This window comes from Stenotrophomonas sp. Iso1 (genome assembly GCF_027497995.1).
Classification (GTDB): domain Bacteria; phylum Pseudomonadota; class Gammaproteobacteria; order Xanthomonadales; family Xanthomonadaceae; genus Stenotrophomonas.
Window position 1 is genome coordinate 2,056,808 of sequence record NZ_JAODBT010000001.1, and the last position, 26,111, is coordinate 2,082,918.

17 protein-coding genes and 3 pseudogenes are annotated in these 26,111 nt (G+C 57.7%); 17 read left to right on the forward strand and 3 right to left on the reverse strand.

From position 1 onward, the window contains the following. Positions 1-226: 226 nt before the first annotated feature. From PAN08_RS09055 to PAN08_RS09120, 14 genes and pseudogenes are all read left to right on the forward strand, one after another. Complete coding sequence (locus tag PAN08_RS09055) at positions 227-868, forward strand: tetratricopeptide repeat protein (RefSeq protein ID WP_269791107.1); 642 nt, start codon at positions 227-229, stop codon at positions 866-868. Positions 869-899: 31 nt separating this feature from the next. Beyond that, positions 900-1,400: a type VI secretion system contractile sheath small subunit gene (gene tssB, locus PAN08_RS09060; protein ID WP_269791108.1), complete on the forward strand. Its 501-nt coding sequence runs from the start codon at positions 900-902 to the stop codon at positions 1,398-1,400. Between the two features lie 3 nt (positions 1,401-1,403). Next, positions 1,404-2,894 (forward strand): type VI secretion system contractile sheath large subunit, encoded by a 1,491-nt coding sequence (tssC, locus tag PAN08_RS09065; protein ID WP_269791109.1) that lies wholly within the window; start codon positions 1,404-1,406, stop codon positions 2,892-2,894. 142 nt (positions 2,895-3,036) lie between these two features. Further along, positions 3,037-3,534 carry a type VI secretion system tube protein Hcp gene (locus PAN08_RS09070; RefSeq protein ID WP_269791110.1) on the forward strand — a complete coding sequence of 166 codons (498 nt, stop codon included), beginning with the start codon at positions 3,037-3,039 and terminating at the stop codon, positions 3,532-3,534. Between the two features lie 129 nt (positions 3,535-3,663). Further along, the gene (gene tssE / locus PAN08_RS09075) at positions 3,664-4,152 is read left to right on the forward strand and encodes a type VI secretion system baseplate subunit TssE (RefSeq protein WP_269791111.1); all 489 of its coding nucleotides are present in this window, start codon (positions 3,664-3,666) and stop codon (positions 4,150-4,152) included. Beyond that, positions 4,152-5,987: a type VI secretion system baseplate subunit TssF gene (tssF, locus tag PAN08_RS09080; RefSeq protein WP_269791112.1), complete on the forward strand. Its 1,836-nt coding sequence runs from the start codon at positions 4,152-4,154 to the stop codon at positions 5,985-5,987. Before tssE ends, tssF begins: the two co-directional genes overlap by 1 nt. Beyond that, a complete protein-coding gene (gene tssG / locus PAN08_RS09085; RefSeq protein ID WP_269791113.1) occupies positions 5,951-7,042 on the forward strand; it encodes a type VI secretion system baseplate subunit TssG in 1,092 nt (363 codons plus the stop codon). The genes tssF and tssG overlap by 37 nt, the downstream gene beginning before the upstream one ends. Before the next feature lie 66 nt (positions 7,043-7,108). Continuing rightward, positions 7,109-9,859, forward strand: a complete 2,751-nt coding sequence (tssH, locus tag PAN08_RS09090) for a type VI secretion system ATPase TssH (protein ID WP_269791114.1) — start codon at positions 7,109-7,111, stop codon at positions 9,857-9,859. Positions 9,860-9,887: 28 nt separating this feature from the next. Beyond that, entirely contained in the window at positions 9,888-10,238 is a 351-nt protein-coding gene (locus PAN08_RS09095; RefSeq protein WP_269791115.1) for a hypothetical protein, read from the forward strand. A gap of 132 nt (positions 10,239-10,370) precedes the next feature. Continuing rightward, positions 10,371-13,106, forward strand: a complete 2,736-nt coding sequence (tssI, locus tag PAN08_RS09100) for a type VI secretion system Vgr family protein (RefSeq protein WP_269791116.1) — start codon at positions 10,371-10,373, stop codon at positions 13,104-13,106. Further along, positions 13,093-14,019: a DUF4123 domain-containing protein gene (locus tag PAN08_RS09105; protein WP_269791117.1), complete on the forward strand. Its 927-nt coding sequence runs from the start codon at positions 13,093-13,095 to the stop codon at positions 14,017-14,019. Before tssI ends, PAN08_RS09105 begins: the two co-directional genes overlap by 14 nt. Then, positions 14,012-17,278 (forward strand): toxin VasX, encoded by a 3,267-nt coding sequence (locus tag PAN08_RS09110; protein ID WP_269791118.1) that lies wholly within the window; start codon positions 14,012-14,014, stop codon positions 17,276-17,278. The genes PAN08_RS09105 and PAN08_RS09110 overlap by 8 nt, the downstream gene beginning before the upstream one ends. Next, positions 17,275-18,360 carry a hypothetical protein gene (locus PAN08_RS09115; protein ID WP_269791119.1) on the forward strand — a complete coding sequence of 362 codons (1,086 nt, stop codon included), beginning with the start codon at positions 17,275-17,277 and terminating at the stop codon, positions 18,358-18,360. Before PAN08_RS09110 ends, PAN08_RS09115 begins: the two co-directional genes overlap by 4 nt. Before the next feature lie 519 nt (positions 18,361-18,879). After that, a pseudogene (locus PAN08_RS09120) lies at positions 18,880-19,367 on the forward strand (transposase); the annotation flags it as partial. Here PAN08_RS09120 and PAN08_RS09125 read toward each other — a convergent pair. Then, a pseudogene (locus PAN08_RS09125) lies at positions 19,349-19,462 on the reverse strand (transposase); the annotation flags it as partial. The pseudogenes PAN08_RS09120 and PAN08_RS09125 sit on opposite strands and share 19 nt — an antisense overlap. A 78-nt stretch (positions 19,463-19,540) precedes the next feature. Here PAN08_RS09125 and PAN08_RS09130 point away from each other — a divergent pair. Next, positions 19,541-20,066, forward strand: a pseudogene (locus PAN08_RS09130) (IS3 family transposase); the annotation flags it as partial. A 311-nt stretch (positions 20,067-20,377) separates the two neighbouring features. Here PAN08_RS09130 and PAN08_RS09135 read toward each other — a convergent pair. Together PAN08_RS09135 and PAN08_RS09140 are read right to left on the reverse strand one after the other, a co-directional pair. Then, positions 20,378-20,899, reverse strand: a complete 522-nt coding sequence (locus tag PAN08_RS09135; RefSeq protein WP_269791120.1) for a universal stress protein — start codon at positions 20,897-20,899, stop codon at positions 20,378-20,380. 588 nt (positions 20,900-21,487) lie between these two features. Further along, the gene (locus PAN08_RS09140; RefSeq protein ID WP_269791121.1) at positions 21,488-22,903 is read right to left on the reverse strand and encodes an ATP-binding protein; all 1,416 of its coding nucleotides are present in this window, start codon (positions 22,901-22,903) and stop codon (positions 21,488-21,490) included. Between the two features lie 423 nt (positions 22,904-23,326). On the opposite strand from PAN08_RS09140, the gene PAN08_RS09145 reads away from it, so the two are divergent. Beyond that, on the forward strand, positions 23,327-24,046 hold the full coding sequence (locus PAN08_RS09145; protein WP_269791122.1) for a response regulator transcription factor: 720 nt from the start codon (positions 23,327-23,329) through the stop codon (positions 24,044-24,046). Positions 24,047-24,898: 852 nt separating this feature from the next. Next, on the forward strand, positions 24,899-26,111 hold a 1,213-nt coding region (locus PAN08_RS09150), incomplete at its 3' end, for a tandem-95 repeat protein (protein WP_269791123.1).

The window sequence follows — 26,111 nt, forward strand, 5'->3', positions numbered from 1 at the left end:
AGCGATGGAAATACTTGTTTACGTGATGTGAAACCGAATGCTTCAAATCAATGGCTCATCACATTTCGACGTAAAGGCGTATGTGAATTCGTGAATTCTTGCCGGCAGAAAATCACTATACCGGCGGCGCTTGGCGAATGTACACTCCGGCGGCAGGGACTGGATTCCCGTGTGTTGTATCGACGGTTGTCGAGTTCTCTTCAAGAACTTTCAACGAGGGGTCACGATGGATGTGAAGGCAGTAGGAGCGGTCGCGTGTAGGCCGATGATGGTGCTGGTGTTGTTGTCGGGTTTGGTCGCATGTGCGTCTGCACCGAAGAAACCAGTCGTGGTGCCATTTGATACCACCATGTCCAATGCCGAGGCGCAGGTGGCGACGGTAACGCCTGATGCATCAATCAAGGCATTCGAGGATGCAGCAAAGTCTGACCCAACGCGCAAAGAGCCGTGGGTTCGCATTGCGCAGTTGCAGTTCGATCAGGGGAATTACGCTAGAGCGATCGTTGCGGCCGAAGAAGTGTTGCAACGTGATCCGGATGACCTGGTAGCAGATGGCGTAATCACCGTGGCCGGGTTCCGGGTTGCCAATCAATCGTTGCAGAGACTTCAGGGCCGCGGTGCACTGGCGTCGGAGACTGCTCGCAAAGAAGCCCAGACCTTGGCGGATACACTTCGCTCGACGATGGGTGACGCTGTGCTCGCAGTGGAGAAGCCCAAGCCGCGCGCTCGTGCGGGGACACGCGCCGGCGCACGTCGGCAGGCAGCGTCGACAGCAGCGCCGTCGACTCCAGCTCCAACACCAGCACCAGCACCAGCACGGCAAACACGCGGCGATAACGCTGACCCGTTCCAGAATATCGGCAACTGAGTCAGCGCCAGCACACAGTCAGGAGACATAGATGGCCAAGAAGGATAGTGTTCAAAAGCGACTGCAGAAGATCCGCCCGCCACGCGTGCAGCTTACCTACGACGTGGAAAAGGGCGATGCGATCGAGCAGAAGGAGTTGCCTTTCGTGGTGGGTGTAATGGGGGATTTCAGTGGTACCCCGGAGCAGCCATTGGCAAAGGTCAAAGATCGCAAGTTCGTCAGCGTTGACCTGGATAACTTCGATGAAGTGATGGAAGGCGCCACACCGCGTGCGGTGTATCGCGTCCCGAACAAGATCAGTGATGAGGGCGGCGAGTTCGGCGTAGAGCTCACGTTCAAGTCGATAGACGACTTCCGTCCGGAAGCGGTGGTTGAGCAGATTGAGCCGCTGCGACGGCTGCTTGAGTCGCGCACCAAACTGGCAGATCTACGCAACAAGCTCGCTGGCAATGAGAAGCTGGAAGACCTGTTGACCGACGTTCTCAACAATACCGAGCAGCTCAAGAAGCTCGGCGTGGCGAAGGGAGAATGATTTATGTCTGTTGAAGCCAGCCAGCTGGGCGCGACGACCGTGGCAACGGAAGAGGTTGGCTTACTCGATCAGATTGTCGAGAAGAGCAAGGTTGCCAGGTCGCAGACGGAACATGAGCGAGCCAAGGACATTATTTCTGCGTTGGCGCAGGAGGTGTTGGATGGCACGGTGGTTGTATCTGAGAACCTCAACCTGACCCTGGATGCCCGTATCGCTGAGATTGATCGGATCATTTCGGATCAGCTCAGTGCGGTGATGCACGCCAAGGAGTTCCAGCAGTTGGAGAGTAGCTGGCGTGGCTTGCACTATCTGTGCTCGCAGACCTCAACCGGGCCGAACATGAAGATCAAGGTCTTCAACGCGCCGAAGAAGGATCTGGTCAAAGATTTCAAATCCGCGATCGACTTCGATCAGAGCGCGCTGTTCAAGAAGGTTTACGAAGAGGAGTTCGGTACGTTCGGTGGAGCTCCTTTCGGCGCCTTGATCGGCGACTATTTTCTGGGGCGTCAACCCGAGGACATGTACTTTGTCGAACAGATGTCGCATGTCGCTGCCGCCGCGCACGCTCCATTCATTTCGGCTGCGGGCGAGGGCATGTTTGGTCTGGAGACGTTCACCGATCTAGGTAAACCCCGTGATCTGGCCAAGGTGTTCGACACAGTCGAATACGCGAAATGGAAGTCTTTCCGCGAAAGTGAGGACAGCCGTTACGTCGGATTGACGCTGCCACGTTTCCTCGGTCGTCTGCCGTATAACCCGAAAGATGGCACCACGGTCGAAGGCTTCAATTTCATCGAGGAGGTCGAGGCGGCAGACCATAGCAAGTTCCTGTGGTGCAACTCAGCGTATGCAATGGGTGCACGTCTGACCCAAGCATTTGAGAACTATGGCTGGTGTGCGGCCATCCGTGGCGTAGAGGGTGGCGGCCTGGTTGAAGATCTGCCGACGCATACGTTCCGCACGGATGATGGCGAAGTCGCTTTGAAGTGTCCCACCGAAGTGGCCATTACCGACCGCCGCGAGAAGGAGCTCAGCGACCTAGGCTTCATGCCGCTGGTGCACTGCAAGAACACAGACTATGCCGCGTTCTTTGGTGCGCAGTCTGCGCAGAAGGCAAAGAAGTACAACACCGACTCGGCCAACGCCAACGCGATTTTGTCTTCGCAGCTGCAGTACATTTTTGCGGTGTCGCGGATTGCGCATTACCTCAAGGCAATGATGCGCGAGAAGATCGGAAGCTTCGCCTCGGCCGGCAACGTAGAGGAATTCCTCAATCGCTGGATTGCCCAGTACGTGTTGCTGGACGACAACGCCAATCAGGAGGCCAAGGCGCAGTTCCCATTGCGCGAAGCCTCCATACAAGTTTCGGAAGTGCCGGGCAAGCCTGGTGTCTACCGAGCGGTGGCCTTTATCAGGCCACATTTCCAGCTCGATGAGCTGTCTGTTTCGTTGCGTCTGGTGGCCGAACTTCCGGCTTCCACGAAGAAGGCGTAACGATTTGCTGTTGTTGTAGCGTCAAGGGGACGTTTGTCCCAGCTATTGCAGTGACGCGCATTAGAGGGCGTAGCCCCTTGAATCGCCGGGCCCCCGCCCGGCAACCAAATCTCACGGAAGAACGGAATTTAGGAGACCAGATATGCAGCACGCTTTTCTCTCGATTGACACCATCAAGGGCGAGTCGCACGACGACAAGCACAAGGACTGGATCGAGATCCAGTCATTCTCGCAGGACCTGCTTCAGCCGCGTTCGGCCACCGCGTCGACCTCCGGCGGTAGCACTGCTGCCCGTGTGAACTTGTCACCGATCGAAATCATCAAATCGATCGACCTCGCCTCCACGGCCCTTAATCAGGCCGCCGCCAACGGCACCACCTTCCCGAAGGCTCGCGTGGAGTTCATGCGCGCTGACAAGGACGGCAACGCGATCAATTACTACCTGGTCGAGTTGATGAATGTGCTCGTCCACCGGGTCACTACGACCGTGGACAAGGAAGGCATGCCCCAGGAAGTTGTTCAGTTGAGCTTCGGCGCAATCAAGTGGACTTACCAGCAGCAGAAGCCGGAAGGCGGAGTGGGTGGCAAGACCGTGGCACAGTGGAGTGCGACCAAGAACATCCCCAACTACACCGTTTGATGTCGTGTCACTGCGATGGCGCTTCTTGCGCCATCGCAGTCTGACATGCGTTTGGCAGGGCCAGGAGCGGCCATGTCATGGATGTATCGCCGCTACACACATGGATGCCAAACCTGAGTGGATCGATCAATGAAGGGACTCGAACCCAGTCTGTTGGAGAAGCTGTTCGATGACACCCCAAAGCAGTTGGGTGCTGGGGCGGCGTTCAAATCCGTCTCACTCGATCAGTACAAGGAATCGATCGCACGTGATCTGGAAGGGCTGTTGAACTCGCGTGCTGCGTTTCAGGAAAGTGACATGGAAGAGTTTCCGAACTGCCGGCAGTCTCTGTTGACGTATGGTCTTGCGGATTTTTCTGCCATGAGCCTGGCCAATGCCTACGACCGTTCGCAGATATGCCGTTCGCTTGAACAGGCCGTAGGGCGCCACGAGCGCCGGCTCAAGAACATCAATGTGTGTCTGGATGCGAGCAATCAGTTCGCTGGTGGGCTGCACTTCACCATTCATGCGCTGCTTGATCTGGAGCCCGCACGGGAACCGGTCAGCTTTGATGCCATGCTGCAGCCATCGACGCTGCAGTATCAGGTTTCCCGCGCACGTCGCGCGCAGGTTTCCTGATGCAGGATCTGCTGCCGTACTACGAGCGTGAACTGGCTTACCTGCGCCGCTATGGTCGCGAGTTCGCTGAGCGTTACCCGAAGATTGCCGGGCGTCTGCAATTGTCGCCGGAGGGTAGCCAGGATCCGCATGTAGAGCGGCTGATTGAAGCGTTCGCATTACTGAGTGCGCGCGTTTCCAAGCGTATCGAGGATGACTATCCGGAGTTCACCGACGCGCTCCTGGATGTCCTGTATCCGCACTATCTTCGGCCGTTCCCCTCATGTTCGATTGCCTACTTCGACATGGACGAAGTGGCCTCGAAATTGAGTTCGCCGGTACGCATTCCACGCGGTACGGGATTACAGAGCCGGCCGGTTCGTGGCGTTCCCTGTGATTTCCGCACCGCCTATGACGTGGTGCTCGCGCCTATCGGCATACAGCGGGTGACATATCGCGCTGTCGCCGAAGCGCCGATGGCGACCACGTTGCCTGGCGGTGTTGGTGGGCAGATATCGCTGGGCTTTCAGTTGCTGTCAGACCAATTGGGTTTCAGCCAGCTGACAACCGATAACCTTCGCTTGTTTCTTGATGGGGAGCCGTCGGTGCGTGCGGCGCTGCGTGATGCCTTGATGCATGGTGTCAAGGCCGCTTATGTCGAAGCCGATGGTGATGGCCGATGGCGCCGCCTCGACAAGGTGCCATTGAGCCCGGTAGGTTTCAGCGATAACGAGGCATTGATTGATTTTCCCGCGCGCTCGCATCCGGCTTATCGGCTTTTGACTGAGCTGTTTGCATACCCAGAGAAATTCGGCTTTGTCGATTTGCACCTGCCGTCAGTTACCGCCGGCGCGAGTCGGCGCTTCACCTTGCATCTGGTTCTGCAGAGCGCGGGCCATGATCGGGGCAATGCCATGGTGCTGGAAGAATTGGGGAGCCATAACGTACGCCTTGGTTGCACGCCCGTTGTGAACCTATTTCAGACCAACGGTGAGCCCATCCGAGTAACGCATCGCACTGTGAACTATCCGGTTTTGGCGGATGCACGCCGTGCTTTCGCCTATGAGGTGTACTCGATTGATTCGGTGCACCGGATACGGCAGACGCCACAAGGCGAGGTCATCCATGCCTTCAGGCCGTTTTATTCGCTTCACCATGGGGAAGACCCGGAACGGACAGGGCAGTACTGGGTAGCCCGTCATGACGAAGACATGGCACGGCAGAGCCCGGGGTTTGAAACCGAGATCAGTTTCGTCGACCTGGCCTTCAACCCGGTGCTGCCACAGACTGATACGGTCAGCCTGGAGTTGACCTGCAGCAATCGTGATCTTCCCAATCAGCTGCCATACGGAGCGGCAGGCGGAGATCTGAGCATCGAAGGTGGTTGCCCAGCGCGGGCGATCAGCCTGTTGCGAAAACCCACCAAGCCCTTGCGCTTCCGCCACGGACGTAACGCGCAATGGCGGCTGATCTCGCATCTGTCACTGAATCAGCTCTCGCTGACTGCAAGTGGCTTGCCGGCATTGAAGGAAATGCTACGGCTCTACGACCTTTCCGGTTCCAATGTCTCGGCGCGGCAGATCGACGGCATCCTGGGGCTTGAGCAAAGCCCGGCGACCACTTGGATGTCCGGACGTCAGTTTGCCTCGGTTGTGCGTGGCTTGGAGATTCGACTGATTATCAATGAAGCCCACTTTGTGGGTACGGGAGTGGCCGTCTTCGCTCAGGTGATGGACCACTTTTTCGCACTTTATGTGCATGCCAACAGTTTCACCCGATTGGTGCTGGTCTCCAGCGACAGCGGGGAGGAGATCGTCCGATGCCCAGCGCGCAGCGGCGAATCGATACTGGCGTAGCGCAACAACTGCTCGCCGAACCGCACCGCTTTGAGTTCTTCCAGGCGGTACGTTTGCTTGAGCAGATGTTCCAGCGGCAGGGGGTGGCGCCCGGTCAGGTGGTGCCCATGCGTGTGCGTTTCCGCAACACGTTATCACTTGGTTTTCCGGCCACCGAGTTGGCATCGGAATGCGGTGCTTATTCACTTAAGGGTGAGCGCCTACAGGACAGCGAAAGTATCGAGCAGGCATTGCTCAATGAAGAGTTGGCAGAAGTTCATCTGACGCCACAGTTCATGGGCCTGCTGGGGACGACGGGAGCGCTGCCGCTCCACTACACCGAAGCTTTGCAGCTGCGTGAGCTTTACCAGCGCGACCGCACGGCGCGCGCGTTTCTGGATATCTTTTCGACCCGCGCAGTATCCCTGCATTACGCAGCGTGGAAAAAGCATCGGCTTGCGTTGCAGTACGAGCTGGATCGTCGTGAGCGGTTCCTGCCGCTGGTGTTGTCGTTGCTCGGCATGGGCATGGGCGAACTTCGTGACCGTCTGCATGATGGGCAGGGCGAGATCTTCGACGAGGCGATTGCTTACTATGCCGGCGCGGTGCGTCAACGGCCGGTGTCGGCGGTGGTGATGCAGCGCATTCTGTCCGATTACTTTCAGGTTCCACTTGCACTGGAGCAGTTCGTTGGCGCTTGGTATCGGGTCCCCGTAGGTCAGGCGACACGTTTGGGCCAAGCCAATGCATTACTCGGCGCCAGTGCATTGGCGGGGGGCCGTGTATGGCAGCGCGATCTTCGCTTACGGCTACGCGTTGGGCCCTTGCGTCGTGATCAATTCGACGCGTTCCTGCCGGGTGGGGAGGCCGCGGAGGCTTTGGCTAAATGGTTGACGCTACTGACCGGGGGCATCCTGGAGTACGAAGTGCGTCTGGTTCTTTGCGCCGAAGACATGCAGGGCAGTGGGCTCGGCAGCGATAGAGGCGTCCGCCTGGGCTGGGACAGCTACATGTGTACGCGCCCACAAACAACTTCGCGCGAGGACACCACGTATGGAATCCACACATTGCAATGACATTTTTCCGGTGGCGTTCGCGCCGTCGGCATTGGGACCGTTACAGCAGGGAGCGTGTATTTCGGCATGAGCATCAACCTCAAGATCCTGATCAGCAAGCTGGATGACACCTGCAGGCAAGCGGCCGAACGGGCCGCGAATCTATGCATGAGCCGTGGCAATTACGAGGTGGATCTGGAACACCTGTTCCTGGCGTTGTTGGAGCAACCACAGAGCGACTTCGTGCTGATTGCCCGCCGCAGCGGCATTTCGCCGGACTCCCTGGAGCGTGATCTCACTGATGAGATCGGCCAGTTCAAGATTGGCAACAGTCGTACGCCGGTGTTTTCGCAGCATATTCCGAAGCTCTTCGAACACGCCTGGTTGATCGCGTCACTGGATTCGGAAACCTCGCGCATCCGCAGCGGGCATTTACTGTTGGCGCTGCTGACAGAGCCCGATCTCGCGCAGTTGGCTTATCGCGGCTCCAAGCTTTTTGTACGTTTCAAGCGTGATGAGCTCAAACACGATTTCGCTAAGTTGACTGAAGGCTCGCAGGAATCTGTGCAGACTCTGCGCTTTGCCGATGCCTCCGCGACGGGCGATGAAGATGGCGGCGCGGGAGAGAGCGGGGCTGCTGATGCCAAGGGGGGCTTGTCCAGGACGCCGGCGCTGGATCAGTTCACTACCAATCTTACCCAGCGCGCCCGCGACGGAAAGATCGACCCGGTGATCGGGCGCGATGCTGAAATTCGCCAGGTGATCGACATACTGATGCGCCGTCGGCAGAACAACCCGATCCTCACTGGCGAAGCGGGTGTTGGTAAGACGGCAGTGGTTGAAGGCTTGGCGCGGCGCATCGCCGAAAAAGACGTGCCTGACGTGTTGTTGGGTGTCGAGCTGCACACCTTGGACATGGGCCTGTTGCAGGCCGGCGCCAGTGTGAAAGGTGAATTTGAGAATCGTCTGAAGAATGTCATCGACGAGGTCAAGAAGAGCCCACATCCCATCATTTTGTTCATTGACGAAGCGCACACGATGATCGGGGCCGGCGGTACGGCGGGGCAGAATGATGCCGCCAATCTGCTCAAACCGGCGCTGGCGCGCGGTGAACTGCGTACTATCGCCGCGACGACGTGGGGCGAGTACAAAAAGTACTTCGAGAAGGATGCGGCGCTGGCCCGTCGGTTCCAGGTGGTCAAGGTGGAAGAGCCCAGCGAGGCCCTTGCTGCCGCCATGCTGCGAGGGATGGTCGGGCTGATGGAGGCACATTTCGGCATCCGCGTGCTGGACGAAGCCGTGACCGAAGCCGTGCGTCTGTCGCATCGCTATATCAGTGGTCGTCAGTTGCCGGACAAGGCGGTGAGCGTGCTCGATACCGCCTGCGCCAAAGTAGCGCTGGGCCAGAGCGCGACGCCGGCCATCATCGAAGACACCCGCAAGCAACTTGATCGCCTGCAGACCGAGATCGACGCTTTGCAGCGCGAGACCTCCGGCGGCAGCGAACAGCACAGCGAACGCTTGGCCGAGCTGCATGTACATCAGGCTGGCGCCCAGGCGGTGCTGGCCAACAACGAGGAGCGGTTGGGGCGGGAGCGCGAACTGGCAAGTCGTATCGCTCAACTGCGTCAACAGCTGGAGCAGGGTCAGCCGCAGGCGCCTGGTGAAGCGGCCGAAGAAGGCGACGTTGCCGTTGCCGTTGCCAAGCCCACCAACAAACGCAAGGCGAGCAAGCCGGAGTTGTCGTCCCAGCACGCAGAGCTGGCGGGATTGCAGGCGGAAATGCGCCAGCTGCAGGGTGAAACACCGATGGTGCCGCTACAGGTGGATGGCACCGTGGTTGCGGAGATCGTCTCGGCCTGGACTGGCGTGCCGCTGGGCCGCATGGTCAAGGATGAAATCCGAACTGTCCGCTCACTAAGCAGTCTTCTGGTGGAGCGCGTCATCGGGCAGGACCACGCACTGGATGCCATTACACAGCGTGTGCGTACCGCCACTGCCAAGCTGGAAGATCCGAACAAGCCGCGCGGTGTTTTTATGTTTGTAGGGCCGTCCGGTGTCGGTAAAACCGAAACCGCATTGGCGCTGGCCGACATCCTTTATGGCGGTGAGCGCAAGCTCATCACCATCAACATGAGCGAGTACCAGGAAGCACACAGCGTATCTGGACTAAAGGGCTCGCCACCGGGCTATGTCGGCTACGGCGAAGGTGGCGTATTGACCGAAGCCGTGCGCCGCAATCCTTACAGCGTGGTATTGCTGGACGAAGTGGAAAAGGCTCATCCGGACGTGCTGGAAATGTTTTTCCAGGTGTTCGACAAGGGCATGATGGACGACGCCGAGGGGCGAGAGATCGATTTCCGAAATACGTTGATCATCCTGACCTCCAACATTGGTTCCTCGCAGATCATGCAGGCCTGTCTGAACAAGCCTGTCGAGGAGATTCCGGCGGCCGAGGCGTTGGCTGATGCGCTGCGGCCAATCCTGATGCGCAGCTTCAAGCCGGCCTTCCTGGGGCGCCTGAAAGTGGTGCCGTACTACCCCATCAACGATGACGTGCTGGCAAAGATCATCACGCTGAAGTTGGGGCGCATCCGCGATCGTGTGGTCGCAAATCACAAGGCTACTTTCAGTTGGGACGACAACCTTGTCGAGGCAGTACTGGCGCGATGCACGGAAGTGGACTCCGGAGCGCGCAACGTGGATCACATCCTCAATGGCACCTTGTTGCCTGAGATCGCCGAGAGCGTTCTAGCGGCAATGGCGGAAGGAAGCCGCATCAATGCCATCAAGGTCACCGCCGGCAAGAAGGGTGACTTCAAGTACAGGATTTCTTGATTTCTGGAAGACCAAAAGGAGAACGACAATGGAATTCTACGGATTTGACCGCGAAGCGGCCCTCAGTCATTGCGACAGCCTGGAAATCGGCCTGGCACGCGAACTGGACCGCGTCCGCGCCTGGAACCGGGTTCGCCCGGAGCACGTGATTGAGCTATTGGACACGGCGGCACCTGCCGCACGCTGGGATGCGCGCAACATCGCCGCGCAGATCAGCCGTGGCTCGTGGCGCGTCCACATGGATGCCGCTGTGGTGGGAAAACCTCAGTTGGTCAGCAACGTACGTGAAGTGCAGATCACCGCCGGTGGCCGAGACTACCGTCTGAAGATCAGTGAAGGCGTGCGGCTGCAGTTGGACGAAATCGTTCAGGGCGTATGACGGCCCGCGTGCGCGTTGCCTGTCATGGGCAATACGCACATGGAGTGCGGGTTACGCATTGGGGCGGTGATTGCATGAACCGCGTGTTCGCTTGAGGGGGCAGGCGCGCGTATTGCAAGGCAGGGAATGACCATGGATCTGGCAAGCAACATATTGGCAGCACTGGCAGGGCCGGCGCACGCACAGCGATTCCTGCGGCTGCATACCGCCTTGGGAAGCGAGGTGCTGGTGGCGGAAACCCTGGACGGTATCGAACAGGTAGATGGCCCGGGATTCCAGTGGACGGTCACCGCGCTATCAACAGACGCGGGCCTCGCGTTGGCGCCGTTGGTCGGCCAGGCTGCGCTGCTGCAACTGCAACAGGCCGATGGTGGTCTGCGTCCGTTGCATGGGCGCATTACTGCCGTTGATCGTATCGGCAGCAACGGCGGCTTGGCACGGTATCGCCTGCGGCTGCAGCCATGGTTGGCTTTCCTGTCACAACGCGTGGACAGCTATGTGTTCCATGACAAAACCGTCGTGGAGATCGTCGAAGACATCTTCGCCGACTATGGCGTTCTGGCGCCGGCGTGGCGTTGGTCGCTGAGTGATGCCAGCCAGTACGCCAGGCGCAGCCTGACGACTCAGTACCAGGAGAGCGACCTTGCCTTCGTGCAGCGGTTGCTCGCAGAGGAAGGCATCTACTACTGGTTCGAGCATGAAGGCGAGGCCAGCGATGCGGACTACGGCAAACACACCCTCGTGCTTGCGGACCACAGCCACGATACCCGCGAATTGGGCAGCGTTCGTTTCCACCGCCGCGACGAGAGCGAGCGCAGTGACACTGTGCAGCGCTGGGATGTTGCCCGCCGCTGGCGCACCAGCCGCGTGGAGCGCGCCACTTGGGACTACCGCACCTTGGAGCGCCGGCAGGCCAGCGCTGAAGCCGCGCAGGGCGAAGATTTTGGCATCGTCGACCGCGATACCTGCGGGCCATATGGCTGGCAGGAGAACACCCGTGGCCAACGACGTGCACAGCAACATCTGGATGCCCCACGTGTGGACAGTCATGTCATCAACGGCGCAGGGCAATGGCGCGGGCTCATGCCGGGCGCACGCTTCAGCCTTCACCAGCATCCACAGGTGGAAGCAGGTGACAGCTTCTTGTGCCTGTCAGTACATCACCAGGCCCGCAATAATCTGGATGCAGATGTGTTCGACACACTGGAGCAAACACTTGGGCCGGCCAGCGTTGCCGTGCCCCAGCTGCCGGCCGCGCTGGGGGGCAGGGCCGACATCGCTGAGCCGAACAGTATCTCCAGCACGTTCTACGATAACCAGTTCGTGGCCATCCCCGCCGACGCGGTGTACCGCCCGAGAACCGAAGATGGCCACGGCATGCACCTGCATCCGCGCCCGACCGTCACCGGTACGCTCAGTGCGGTCGTCGTCAGTGACGGTGAGCCCTTGTTGTCCGACCGTGATCACCGCATCAAGGTGCAGTTTCCGTGGCAGCGCGGGGGCAATGCCAGCAGCGGTTTGGCGCATCCGGGCGGTGACGATAACGCCAGCGCCGATGGCAATGCCTGGACCTGGGTGCGTGTGATGACCCCTTGGGCCGGCGACAACTGGGGCGGCGTGGTGCTGCCGCGTCGCGGCCAGGAAGTGTTGGTGGCTTTCCTTGAGGGCGACATCGACCGCCCGGTGGTGGTGGGCGCGGTCTATAACGGTCGCGGCCAGGCCGACGCCCAGCACAACCAGCTCAATGGCGGTGGTGCAAATGCAACGGGTAATGCGGCAGCTTGGTTTGAGGGCAATGATCATGCAGCGGTGTTTACCGGCTTCAAGAGTCAGGCATTGGCACAGAGCCAGGCCGGCACCGGCGGCTATCAACAACTGCGTTTTGATGACACGCCAGGGCAGGGCCGTGCGCAGCTCTCGACCACACAGTTCGACAGCACCTTGACCTTGGGGCATCTGAAGGGCGGGCATGACAACGTGCGTGCCGGTGAACGCGGATTCGGTGTGGAGCTTTCCACCCAGGCACAGGGCAGCCTACGCGCCGGCAAAGGCCTACTACTGACCACCGAGACCGGCACCCAACAGTTGGCCGCACCGCAGGCGATGGCCCAGCTGGCTGAAAGCCAGAACCTACTCAAGTCACTGGCCGATTCAGCCAGAGAGCAGCAAGCGCAGCTGCCGAACGAGCCGGCTGAACTAGCCGTCGACCAGACCCTGGGCGAGCTGCAAGAGCAACTCAAGGCCACGCACAGTGGTAGCACGGGCGGCAGTATCGCCGGTGGGGGTGGTGAAGCCATTGGCTGGAGCGCACCGGTCTTGCTGGGCAGCGGTGTCGCTGGCGTACTCAGCCTGACTCCGGCCGATCAGGCCTGGGTAAGCGGCACGCATACCACTTTGAGTGCGGGTGTCGCACTGAACTGGATGACGCAAGGTGCACTCACGCTGGCCGTTGCCAACGGGCTGATGGTGTACACCGCAGGACAGCAAGCGCGTAGCGAAAGCCCCAATCAGGAACGCGGCATCGCCTTACACGCCGCACAAGGCAAGGTCAGCGCCAGAGCGCACCAGAACCTGGTCAAGGTCGCTGCGAAGACGGAAGTACGTATTGCCAGCACCGAAGCGGACGTACAACTGTCGGCGCCGAGCAAGCACCTGCTGGCAAGCGCGGCCGGTGCCTACATCCGCATTGAAGGCGACAACATCGAACTGGGCGCACCGGGGAAGATTGAGTTCAAGGCAAGCCAGAGGGAGTGGGTTGGGCCGGCGAGCGTTAATGGGCGGGCGGAACGGGTCAGTGCGCCGTTCAGTGGCTGCATGGAGAAGTTCAAGGACGCCGCAAACGGGGGCGGTGGCCGTGTCGTTGTCTGAGTACGCTGGCGATGAAGCCACTAAGTGGGCAACGCTGGAGGCGTTGCGCACAAAAGTGTTCCGTGCGGGCCAAGCGTATCTGTTCGTTGACCCAACAATGGGTACGCCATGGGACCGGTCCGGGGATAGCGAGGTTGAACCGTATCGTGAAATCACGCTTGAGCTGCGCGCTTTTCAATTTCCCAGCCAACTGTGTCCGTTTCTTGTTCCATTGCGGAATGCAATCGGTGGATTCTTCGATCACTCGTTCGAGCAGGCATGGGTGCAATGCGCAAAACCCCATCTGCCCTATCCGATCTGCGGTTGGATCAATAGCGACCTGTCTGTGAATGAACTCCGTGCGCATCTCGTTTCGCAGATGACGCGGCGGGAAGATGGAAAGCCTTGGCTGCTCAGGTTCTACGACCCTCGCGTTGCGCAGCATATGACGGCGTTCGTCGATCGTGGATTTCACCTTGAGGGTTTGAGCAACTGGTGGTTCCTAGGCAGCACGGGTCACCTGCGAACACTTCCGGTTGGTGATATCGGCATGCTGAGCGAACTGCCAAAAGACGCGATCACCCGCCTCGACTGGTTGCGGGTGATCAATCACGTCAGTGCGGATTGGCTGATCCACACGGGAGGTGGTGCAGTTGAAAATGACAGGCTTTATGACGCTGTGCGCGCCGCTGCTGAAGCAGGTCTGTCGCCATTACAGGAGGCAGATTGCATCGCCTTTATCCTGCACCGCTGCCTCGTGCATAGTCAGATAGAACAGCATCCGATAGTGGCGGTTTGGTTGGCCGAGGCCCGCAGTGGCAGGTGTCATTACGTGGATGCAGCTGCCTGTGCGACCCCGGAAGTATGGAACGAAATAGCCGCTGGCCAGTGGCTGCTCAAATCAAATCAGAAGCAAGGAACAAGTCATGGCTGACGGCGCAGGGATCGCACAGAAGACGCGGGATACCAGTTCCAATGCAGGCACGTTTGGTGATTGCCAGCGTTGTGACAAGCAGGGCCTACCCATTCTGCCGTTGCGTTTTGCCTATGCGTACTGGCAAGGCAGGACGGAGACATCGGTAAAAGCGAATCTTTCGGAAACCGATTTCAAGCAGATGTCCGGCGAGTTGCTTATGCGCCCGCTCAGTCAGGGCTATCTGCATGTGTTGGACGAGCGCAACGGCGGGACATGGCGGGTGTTCTTTGTTGGTAGCGATGGCGCGCTGTGGGAGTTTCCTGCAAAGACAACACCTAATGCGTCTGACTACCAGTGCGGACGCACCGATCACGGCGTGCGCTCATCGATGTTCATGGTCACCCAGCCCCAAGATGCCAAGCGCATCTGGCTGTCCTACGCCAGCACCTTGTACACCCCAGCGCAATTGGACATTTTCAAAACCGCAATCCTGCAGGACAAGGTGCCGGCAGATGCCGACGAGCAGATGGCGCAGTACCTACGCACGCGCTTCCATGATTTTGATGTGCCCAGTCTTATGGCGATGGCCAAGGGTGCCACCGGTACCAACAAGGCGTTGGGCATCGCAAAGGACGGCGGCAACTTGCAAGCGCTGGTGCGCGAGTACTGCGGTGTGCTTGCACCATTCCAAGCCAGCATCACGCCAGCACGTGACCTGTCCGGCATTGCTGCGGCAATTGGTGAGCGGGTGCATGGGGTCTGTTCCCGCGGCATGGGAGGTGTGGCGCTCTATCTTGATGACCCGATGGGTGTTGCCCAGGAAATACGCCACCACGAAAAGGTGACAAGGCTGCAGATCGAGGCCATCGATGCGAAATATTCTCGGCAGCTGCGGGCCAAAGGGCTGATCGACCAGCTTGAGAAAGCGTGGGGGCAGGGCGCCAACCCGGGCGAAAAAAAGGAAAAGAGTGCCGAGTGGGTCAGCGACTATCGCGACAAGCTCAATGCCGCGTCCATTAGCCAGTTTGAAAGTGCCTACAAGAGGGAAAAAGGTACCCTGGATGGCGCCTTGTCGTTGTTGGGCGATGATGCCAAACGCTACATGGAATCTTTTAACTTCGAGCGCGCCGCCCGCTGCGATTTCGATGCGGAAGATGTACGCTCGACCACAGACATGGTGTGCCAGCTGGGAACCGTTCTGTGCGGGCTCGAGTTGTCCGCATCAGGCCGCGCGCTTGCGCAGCAGCTGCTGGACAAGCCTATTGAAGAGAACCTGTGGTACCGGGCCATGTTGGCCGGGCAGAAGCCGTTGCTGAAGTTCCTGAAAGAGGACCAAGGCTCGGACGTGCTCGGAAGCTTCAAGACGGCCTATGGTGTGGTGGATGAGTGGATCAATGCCTATCAGAAGATGGCCGCCACCCTACATTTGTCCGCAGGCGCAACACTGAGTGCTGCGTCGGGCGCGGCGGCCCAACTGGGACAGGCCGATCCGCTATTCAGGGCCACGCTGCCGCTTGCGGAGGCAGTCCAGCAGTTGACCCTGTCGTTACAGGGATTGCTGACGCGTGCGCAGAACGCTGCTTTCAAACAAGTTCGTATCTTCGCGCTGGTGGGGGCGCTTTGGCACCGCGCTGTGGCCATACCGTTCTATGAAGAGAAAACGCTGGCTGCATTGGTGCGCGAGAATAATGAGGCTGCGTGGGGGGCGCCGATTGAGAGCCGCAACCAGCAGTTCATCGACCCGGAAGGGCGGCGCGTGGCCAAGGTCAAGTTGGGCGATTACGCCAGTGAGCTGGGAGAGGCCGGGCTTAAAAAAATTCCCTTGCTGCGCATCAGATTTGGTGACCCGCCTGATGTATCCATGATGTCCGCGGAAGGGGCGCGTGACGCCAGCCGCCAGCAGCGCCGTCAGGAAGCTCGGGCGGAGCGCAGAGCAGAGGGCCGGCGCATGCGCAATGGTCCCGGACCCCAGAAGACTGCCTTGGCCGTTGCAATGGAGCAGGGGCTGAAGAAGCTGGCCGAGGATTTGGAGGTCCTGCGCCAGGCCGAGGCACGGAACGCCAGAGTATCCGCTGCGGCTGCGCGCAACCAGGCCCGAGTGGGTCTTCCATCAGCGACACCGCAAGCTGCGGTCGTGCCAGCGGCATTGGCCACGCTGCAGCGCAGCCCGTCCAGGAACTGGTTGAGCGATGCGGTGAAATTGGCCAAAAATGGAGGAGTGAACGGCGCCTTTTCTGCTTGGATCGGCGCGCTGCAGGTTACGTCTTTGGCCGCATCGTACAAGGAGCTGCAGGAGAAGCCGGACGAAAAGACTTGGGCCAAAGTAATTGGTTCAACATTGGGTGTGGTGGGAGCGTTCGCCGAAGTAATAGCGGCGGGCTATCTACTCACTGGTGCATCTGCAGACAAAGCACTGATCTTGAGGCTGACACCAGCGCGAATCGCGGGCGTAGGGGGAGTAATTGGTGGGGTTTCTGGTGTTGTGGGTGGGGTATTGACCTTTATCGACGGCTATGAGCGTTTTCAATCGGCTGATAATGACTCCGGTGCCGCATTGATGCTCGGAGGAGTATTCATGACAGCGGGGGGCGCTGCAGCAGCTGCAGGCGGGATGGCTTCAGTTGTTTCAGGAGGTCTTGTTCTGGGTCTTGGACCGGTTGCTTGGGGAGTCTTGGCGCTCGGACTCGCAATACTGGGTATTGCTGCCATATTTGTTGGAGATGCTTGGAAGGACAATGGATTGCAAGCGTGGCTTCGTTCCTGCTGTTTTGGAATAAAGCCTTCATACAATGATGGCAGGCAGGAGCAGCTTGCGTTCGAGAAGCTCTTCGAGATACCCATGGAGTTATGCATGCAATGGCGAAAGGGAATTTTTGGGCATGGCACCATTATCGTGGAAATCGATGTGCCTGACATTGCAGCGGGAGAAGGAGTACTCAGCTATACATTAACCTTTACCATGACCGATGGCAGTAGGCACATGGTTGCCGAGCACCGCCGTCTGGTTGACCCGCGTGGTACGGGTATAAGTGACCCGATAGGACTATCTTCGGGAGTAATGGGGCGTGTCCAAGGTCTCAGTCCACCCACCACAGGCGGCGTGTTGGGTGCCACAGACAAAGGTGGGGTTCGCTGGATTATGGGATATTACGGAGATGCGCTGGCGATGGTGGCTGTACATCTCAGGTATATGCCGGAAGGTGTTTCGCAGCCGAATCTAGTGATACCAGCACCTGACGGATTGAGTAGATCAATCACAATGGCTGACGCGATATGATTTCGGAAGAGCGGCTGCGTGTAAATCCCGCTGAAGAGGTGGTGCTTGATGGCGGGGTCCCATTGATTGTGCCCCGACGCCGGCCTATGTATCCCCTGCCCGTGAAAGGTAAATATGGTCGATCAGATGGTTTGGTGCTTGATGTAAATTTCAAATCGATGAAGATTGCTTCCGGGGGGAGTGGTTCCATTGCTGCGAATGGAGGTATATTTTATTTAATGCTTCTTTGTGCTGGCATGGTATTCCTTGGTGGCTGGTTGATATTCAATGAATATCAGAGAGTAGGCTCGGTAAGTGCCATTATAGTATTCATATGTATTGTAATTTTCTCCATGTTTGGAGGGGCCGGAATTGGCTTTCTAAGGCACCTGAGGCGTGAGCCTGTCGCTTATCTGTTGCTGATTGATCGGAAGAAAGGGAAGCTGGTTCAAATGCAAGGGAAACACCGTGTGGAGGCTCAGTGGAATGATTTAAGGCCCTACATTGAACCGGTGACAAGTGTCAGCACAGTCGGCGCCTCCACTTCCTGCAATCTGCACATGGTCCAGCCCAGCGAGGACGGCAAGCGCGCGTGGAAGCACATGATGGTGCAGAACGCCCTGGGCCTATACGATTGTCTGTCCACTTACGAATTTCTGGCCCGTTATATGGAGGGCGACTGGGAAGGACTGCCCGATATCCATTTGTTGCCCGGCGAGCGCCCCGGTTTCTGGGACGCTTACCGCTATGGTTTCTTCAATCCATGGATCGGCTTACCTCACTGGGAAGATCGCTCGCCTCGTTCGCGCCGCTGGATGTGGGTGTTTACGCCGCTATGGACGATCCTGTTCTGGCCATTCGCGATGATGCCGATCATTGGCAGTCGCTTTGGCTACATTCCAAAGTTCAGCGCACAGGACCTGACACAAGCCGAATATGACCCAGCGCGTGACGGCCCCATGCCAGCTGCATTGCAAAACAAGATCAAACCACCGCAACCGCTGGCCTCTGGTGAAAAGCTGCTCTATTGGGTTTCGATGGGCAGTGGCGCCATTCTCTGGCTCGGCTTCGCCCTGAAAATGCTGTTGTTAATCCTGGATTGAGCTAAGGGGAGTCGACACTCCGCTCTAGCGATAGAGCTGATTGTGCGAGATGCTCTTGTGGATGGGGATGTCATTGTTCAAGAGAGGATGGTGGTTGAGTGATTATGTCATCCAGCAAAAGATGTGGTTATGTGACAATTGAAGAATGGGAGAGCGATGAGCCGTACTTCGATACCGATTTCGCACGCGCTCGCAGCAAGGGGCAGGCGCAGGTTGGCGTTGCGCAGCCGAGAAGAATCTTGGCCAGTGATGATCTTCAAGCCGTTCATACAAGCCCGTCGTCATCGAATGCAGTGATTGCTGCATATGAGAACGCAATAATTGTGGGGGGACTGAGAGGGACGTCCGGAGTTTCCGTGCTTGCCTGGTTCGGGCTTCTTCCTGCTTCTGGTCTTTTTCTTCTAGGGTGCTACTGCGCTTACCGCCTGGTCAATGGGGGAAGCGGCGGCGCTGGTATGAATCGCCCAGGATTTCGTAGACACCTCGCAACCATAAACTATGGCTTAGGCTGAGGTGGCTATGAGTACGAAACGTTGCACGGATGAGTTCAAGATCGAGGCGGTTCGGCAAATTGTCGAATATGGCCGGCCACTAGCTGAGGTTGCTGAGCGGCTGGGTGTATCGGCCCACAGTTTGTACGGTTGGAGACGTCAGCACGGCTTAGGAGAGGTAGGCCGCCGCGTTGAGGTTGATCAGAACGCGGAAATTCGCCGGCTAAAAGCTGAGTTGCGTCGCGTCACTGAAGAGCGAGACATCCAAAAGAAAGCCGCCGCGCACTTTGCCAGGGGGTAAGAGCAAAGTACGCCTTCATGAGGCGCCATACAGATCAGTTCGGGTTGGCAGCCATGTGCCGGGTACTGAGTGTCCATCGCAGCGGCTACTACGTCTGGCTTCGAGGTCCGATAAGCCCCCGCGAACGGGATGACCAACGACTGCTTGGACTGATCAAGCACAGCTGGCTTGAGAGTGGCTTGGTCTACGGACATCGGAAGGTCACTTCGGAAATTCCCATCTTCCGGCACGTTTCGCCGACCGATGTCCCGCCCTCGGCCTGACGTAGGGCAAACGCAATCTGCTCTTCGGTGAACTTCGACTTCTTCATGGCAAAACCACCTCTCTGCTTGGGGTTAGTTTCGCCGAATTTCTCTACTTTTGAATGTTTCAAAAAGCTGGGAGGTGGTCAATCTTGGCCCGTGGCTTCAAAGTGAGTGAACCAAATCGCGCATGGGTAACGGACATCACCTACATCCGGACTTACGACGGCTTCATGTACGTGGCCGTTGTGTTTGATTTGTTCTCACGCCAGGTAGTGGGTTGGGCAACACGTCCCACACAGCACGCCGACCTCGTGCTGCAGGCGTTACTCGCCGCGGTATGGCGACGCAAGCCCGATCCAGGATTGCTTGTGCACTCTGACCAAGGAACTCAGTTCACCAGCGAAGGCTGGCAATGCTTCCTACACGAGCACGACATCGTATGCAGCATGAGTCGGCGGGGAAACTGCCATGACAACGCAGCAACGGAGAGCTTCTTCCAGCTGTTGAAACGCGAACGGATTAAGCGGCGGATCTACAGCAATCACGACGAGGCACGTGCCGATGTCTTCCAGTACATCGAGATGTTTTACAACTCGACTCGACGACACGGCTCCAAATGGGGGGCTGTCGCCGATAGAGTTTGAACGGCAGTACGCACTAAACGGCTGAAGAGTGTCTAAAAAAGCCTGGGCGATTCATCTCCTGCGAGAGGACTTTTCTCTAAATCAGACTTTGATTTCTTCCTGCTACGCGACTTCTATCCCGTTCAGGGCACAGGTGAAGTAAAAAGCCGAGGGTGCGGGCTTGACCGCACCCTCGGGACGGACGTCATCGCGACGTTCGTGCAGTCCGGTGGACTGCAGGTCTCCGCAGGTTGGGGGAGGCAACCTCGGAGGATCTCTGGTGGCAGGAGAGTGCCAGCAGCAGATGTGACTGACAGGCGGCGCTGGGCGCCTGATCGTGTGTGGCTACACGCGTGCCTATTGCGAGACGAACAGCGGGATCGGAACCTCCGTCAGCAACGTTCGGGTGACGCCGCCAAAGAGCGCTTCGCTCAGCTTGGGGCGGCTGTAGGCACCAAACACGACCATGTCGCATTGATCGGCCTTCGCGTGCGAGATGATCACCTCGGCGACCGGGAGGCCTCCGGAGGTGACGCGCCGTAGCTCGACTTTCACATGGTGTCGTGCGAGATAGGCGGCCATGTCGGCGCCGGGCTCGTCGCCATGAAGTTCGGCCTTGCGTTCGGCGTCGATGATCAACAGCGTGACTTCCTCGGCGCTGATGAGCATGGGCATCGCATCGGCAATCGCACGCCGGGATTGCCGACTGCCGTTCCATGCCACCAACACTTTCTTTCCGATCGGCCGGTTCTTCCAGGCACGCGGCACGATCAGGATGGGAATGCCGGACTGCCTCAGGATCTGCGGTGCGGACCAGGTCAGCGGCGACGCAGGGATGTCCGGGTGTTTGCTCGATACGGAATGAGAGTGCGCAGGCAACGTCGCCAGTTTCGGCGTTACCCGAGCGTCGATTCACACCTCTGGAACCCGCACATCTTCCGGTAGAAGCCCCCCGCATCGCGTGATCCAACACGCAACGCCGGCCGTCCATTCTCCCCAACCAGACACAGCGCCGCGTCGGCCGAAGAACCCCCTGAAGCTTCCCTGATACCCGCTCCGACCAGTGTGGTCGCAAGTCAATGACTAATTCCATAAACAAGCAAACGCACATGACCCGGTATCGTCCGGGTCTTGTGCGTTGCCGTTTTGAGAAAGGAAATAAAAATGAACCCGGTAGAAGCGATTTCCTGCACGTGCCATGGCATTGGTAGCCCGTTGCCTGCAGAGCAGTCGTTTGAGGTTTGGACCAGGCGTGCTGCACAAAAGCTTTAGTTTTATCTATTGACCATGCCAGCGTTGTAAGCCGGACACTCGATATCAATCGCAATAGGCGGGCAATTGATCTTGGGCATATAAACTCGCCGGATTCTTGATGGTGATCTTGCCTGCAAACATGGCCGTCTCCCGAGGTCATCTCAACAACGACTAGCTCTGTCCAGGAAATTCTGGAACTGCACGTACTCGCTCTTATAAGACAGGGAGCGTGTCCGGGGAGGTGGTGCCCCGGCCACGACCGCCGGCAACAGGTTGGGCCAAGGGAAGTTCGATTTTCGTGGTAGTGCCACCAGCAGACGGACAATCAAGGTGAGTCGTGCCGCCAGCTTTGGCCACGATATCTCTAACCACTGATAGACCCAGTCCGGTGCCTTCGCCGCTAGGTTTTGTTGTAAAGAACGGATCGAACGCATTCGCGAGTACTGCTTCCGACATGCCGGGTCCGTCGTCAGACAACGTCAACGTAAGTAGTGTTGCTTCAGAATCAGCGGAGGCGGAAATCCGGAAGGTGCCAGTCTCATGCATTGCATCGCGAGAGTTGCCCGCGATATTGAGGATTGCCAGTTCAAAATGGTTCCTATCCATGTGGATAGGAAGTGGGCGTTTCGGTGTATCCAGCTGCAAGCGGATTCGATTGCCCAGCAACTGTCGCAACATTGATTGAAGCTCCTGTATCGCCGTGCCAGCGTCGAACGTTTCAGCATTCGCCACTTCTAAGCGGCTGAAGTTCAACAGCTTCCTGCTGATAGCCATGGCGCGGCGTGTTGCTACTTCGATGCTTTCCAATGTCGATACGAGTGCGGGGATCTCACCATCTTTAGCTAGTTGGTTTCGTTGTTGGGCGTACCCTAGGATGACGACCAGAACATTGTTGAAGTCGTGTGCAAGTCCACTGGCCAAGCGACCGGCGGCGTCCATTTTTTGCGAATGAATAAGTTGAGTTTGGGTACGTTCACGCTCCTCGATCACGTCGCGGAGGTTCAAGTTGGATTGCTCCAGCGCTCGGCGCCGCCGCTCAGATTCTTCTAGGCTTTTACGCAGTGCGGCGACAGTGCGATCCAGCACCAAAGTGATGATCAGCCAGATGCCGAAAATTGAGATGGCCTTGCCGATCGATGCGGACGGCGCAATAGGGGGCGCGCGAAAAAAGTCCAAAACAGCGCATATCAATAGCATTGCTGATAACGATGCCAGCATGAGCCACAGAGGGCGGCGGCCTAGTACCAGACCAGCCAGTGACAGCAGCAGCAAAGGGATGGGGTCCGGCCGCACATGAGCCAAACCCACGCTGGCATAGGCAACGCCGACGCATAACGCGGTCACCGAAAGGAACAGTGTCACACCCTTATGGAAGAGTCCCCGACGTATCAATCTAAGAGCTATCCAAGCGGAGGCGATCAGTAGGATGTCGGTGGCCAGGTCTGCATAGAGCTGCATTGAGCCAGGTTTCTGCCAAGAACCGCTGAAGATTGCATATAAGAAGATTGCTTTGTTCAGCGGGACGAAGATGCCGAAGAACAATAGCAGTATCTGCATAAAAGGCGCATTACGTCGGTCGACGGGGTTGGCTATAGGGGGCGTGTTTAACCAGCGCGAGATTGGATTCATGGGATACCTGGCAATGTTTTGGAAAAAAGTATCTAAAGCAGTGCTTATTTTTCTATTCTTCGTCTCATGGATGATTTTTTATATTTCTCTTGCTATCCGTGCCTGCTTTTGCAAGTGGTGGCAGGAAGCCAAGTTGATGGTTGGCTGTTATCGTCCGATCAGGCTGCCTATCTGTTCAACCAGTTTCGTCGTAACGAGGGAGAGCTACGTCAATTGTCGTCAGATATTTGAGAAATTTTCGAGCTTGCGGGTGAGTTATCTATTTAGGCGCAGTTCGGTGTCAATAAAACAAGAGACTGAAGTCAGGCGAGCAGCGTGGGCTGCGCCAATCGACCGGCTTTCATTAAGTCGTGAGTTGGGCTCCGGAGAAGGTGTTGGCCCAAGCTGATGAGACCTAGTCGAAACAGCCTCGTGGTATCCGATATGATGCTCCAAGGAACCGCTCTCGAGAAGATACCCTTGTTACCGCGCATTGCGATTGTGGAAGACGATGAAGAGCTTCGAGAGAAGATCGTGGTGCCCGTCCTACGAAATGCGGGATTTGACGCTATCGGACTTGCGAGTGCATTGCAGTTTTATCGCATGTGGACTAGCTCCCCATTTGACCTCGTTCTTCTGGATGTCGGGCTACCGGATGACGATGGCATAGAGATTGCCAAGCACATGCGCAGTCTCTCGCCGTCATTGGGAATCGTCATGTATACCGGACAGGGAGGGTCTTCAGAGCGCCTACGTGGGTTGCGCGCTGGTGTAGATGCCTACTTGGTGAAGCCGACGGATATGGACGAGGTGATTGAAACATTGCGCAACGTCCAGCAACGGCGCACTAGTCAAGACTTGGTGGCATCTCTTTCCACTACATGGACCTTGGATCGGAATGGCTGGACCCTGTCAACCCCTGCGGGTATTGCGTTGTCGTTGAATCAAGCTGAGCGTCAGGTGATGAGGACGTTGGCGGCGACTCCAAATGAACCGGTATCCCGCGAAACGTTGATTAAGAACTTGACCGCTGATGTAAACGACTTCGACCCGCATAGGCTTGAAATGTTGATTTATCGTCTGCGTAGGAAGTGCCTCGAGAGTTCGGGGGAGGCGCTCCCATTGCAGGCGGTGAGGGGCGCTGGGTATTTGTTCGAACCCTAAGATTGTGTCTTCGGGGATCGACTCTCAAAAATTGAACTTTCAGCACGGCCTCTGAAGGGGGCGCAGCCCAGTGGTTGTGGGTGTCAATACGGCGGCTTGTCCGCTCAATTCGGCGTTGCTCACGCAATGTGAGCAATGGTGAGTAACGCGCGATTGATGCTCTTCGGGCGAATATATAGATTGCGCCTGCATCTCTGCGTACTTCCTACAAGCAAAAATCCTTGTAACGCACGTTGGGAGCGGGATCAGGAGAAGCACCTTCCATAAGGCGTCTTCTGCTGAAAACCCTGGCATGGATGGTGCGGCTATAGACGAAATTGTGTCCTTGGACACGTGACGTCGCCGGGTTTTCGAGGGGGTTGCGGGTGCAAGAGAACAGTATCGATAAGGTTCGTCGCGCTCTGTGCGACCTCAGCGATGATGGCAGGAATAGCAGGAATAGCGGGGTGGACAGTTGTGCATGCGCACTCGATGTCCATCTTAAAAAAAGCGCTCATTTCTTCGCTTAGTGGCGCGATACCTAACGATCAGGGAAATCGTACTTTTGCCGCGATAAATTCTGTCGCTTTGACTGAACTATAGCTTCGGCAAAGCTTTTCGTCGCAATGATCATCCAAGGACAAGCGGAATGAAACGCTCGGCGCAAAGACCGTACCTTTCGAATCTGAAATCGAATCCAACGTCAACGCTAGTGGGGCAGTCCTTGAACTCGCGCCATCACCTCTTGGTGATGGCTCCCAGCGTGCTGATCATCGAGTTCGTCGCCTGTTGATCGCCTTGGGGCGTTGACGGACGCGATGTCTAGCTTGAGTCGCAGCGACTATTTCAAAGAGTCTTACAACGAGGGAATGTATGAATACGGAAATCATCACCAAGTCGTCTGGCAAAGTGACCGTTGTTGATTCTGGGGATTTGGTGCTCGACCAGCCCAGCATCGTCAAGATTAAGGTCGGGCCGGAGACGGTGGATCGTTTCGAACAGGTCGGTAATGACCTCCTGATTGTCCTCAAAGACGGCAGCACCCTGACTATTCGCGATTTCTTCGTCCAAGATGATGAGGGGCACCGTAGCGACCTAGTTCTGGAAGACGTTGAGGGCGTGCATTGGTGGGGTCAATACACCAGTCCATGGTCGGATTTCCACTTTGCCGAGATCCAGGAAGACCTCGTCGCTGCAGGATTTGTTCCGCCTGCAGCCGGGCTGCCGGGCTGGGCGATTGCTGCGTTAGCCCTTGTCGGCGCCGGCGCCGTGTACGCTGCAGTCGACGATGGTGATAGCGACAAGCACAGCAACCGCACGCCAGAAGCTCCGGACTACGCCCACACCGTTGCCGAAAACGACCCGGTGAACGGTCGCGTTGCCGGTACGGACGTAGACGGAGATGCGCTGACCTATGCGGTCACCACGCAACCTTCCAATGGCACGGTGTCGCTCAACCCGCAGACTGGTGAATACACCTATACCCCGAAGCCTGGTTACAACGGTAAGGATACCTTTGTCGTCACCGTGACCGATGGCAAAGGTGGCAGCAGCACCAGCACGATCAGTGTCGACGTCACCCCGGTCAACGATCTGCCGGTGCCGGTAGATCCGAACGAAGGCTTGCATCCGGGTGACTCTGGTTACATACCCGGCCAGAGTTTTGACCCGGAGTCGGGTGACTACGAGATCACAACCCCTGAAGACACCGCTATCGACGGTAGGGTCACAGGTACTGACGCCGACGGTGATCAACTGGCTTATGTGATCGGCGAGCCTCCTAGCAATGGTACGGTCACCATCGATCCGGAGACTGGCGAGTACAGCTATGTCCCGAACCCGAACTACAACGGTCCGGACGAATTTACCGTGATCATTGATGACGGCGAGGGTGGCACGTCCACCAGCAAGGTCATCATCAATGTGATCCCGGAGAATGATTCGCCGGCATTTGAAGATCCGAACCAGGGCGGCACGCCGCCGGGTCCGAACCAGCCGGGCACGATCTTCACTCCGCCGGGCGACGATGGTGCAGGCAACCCGACGCCGGCCAGCTACACGGTCAGCTACAACGAGAACAGCGCCG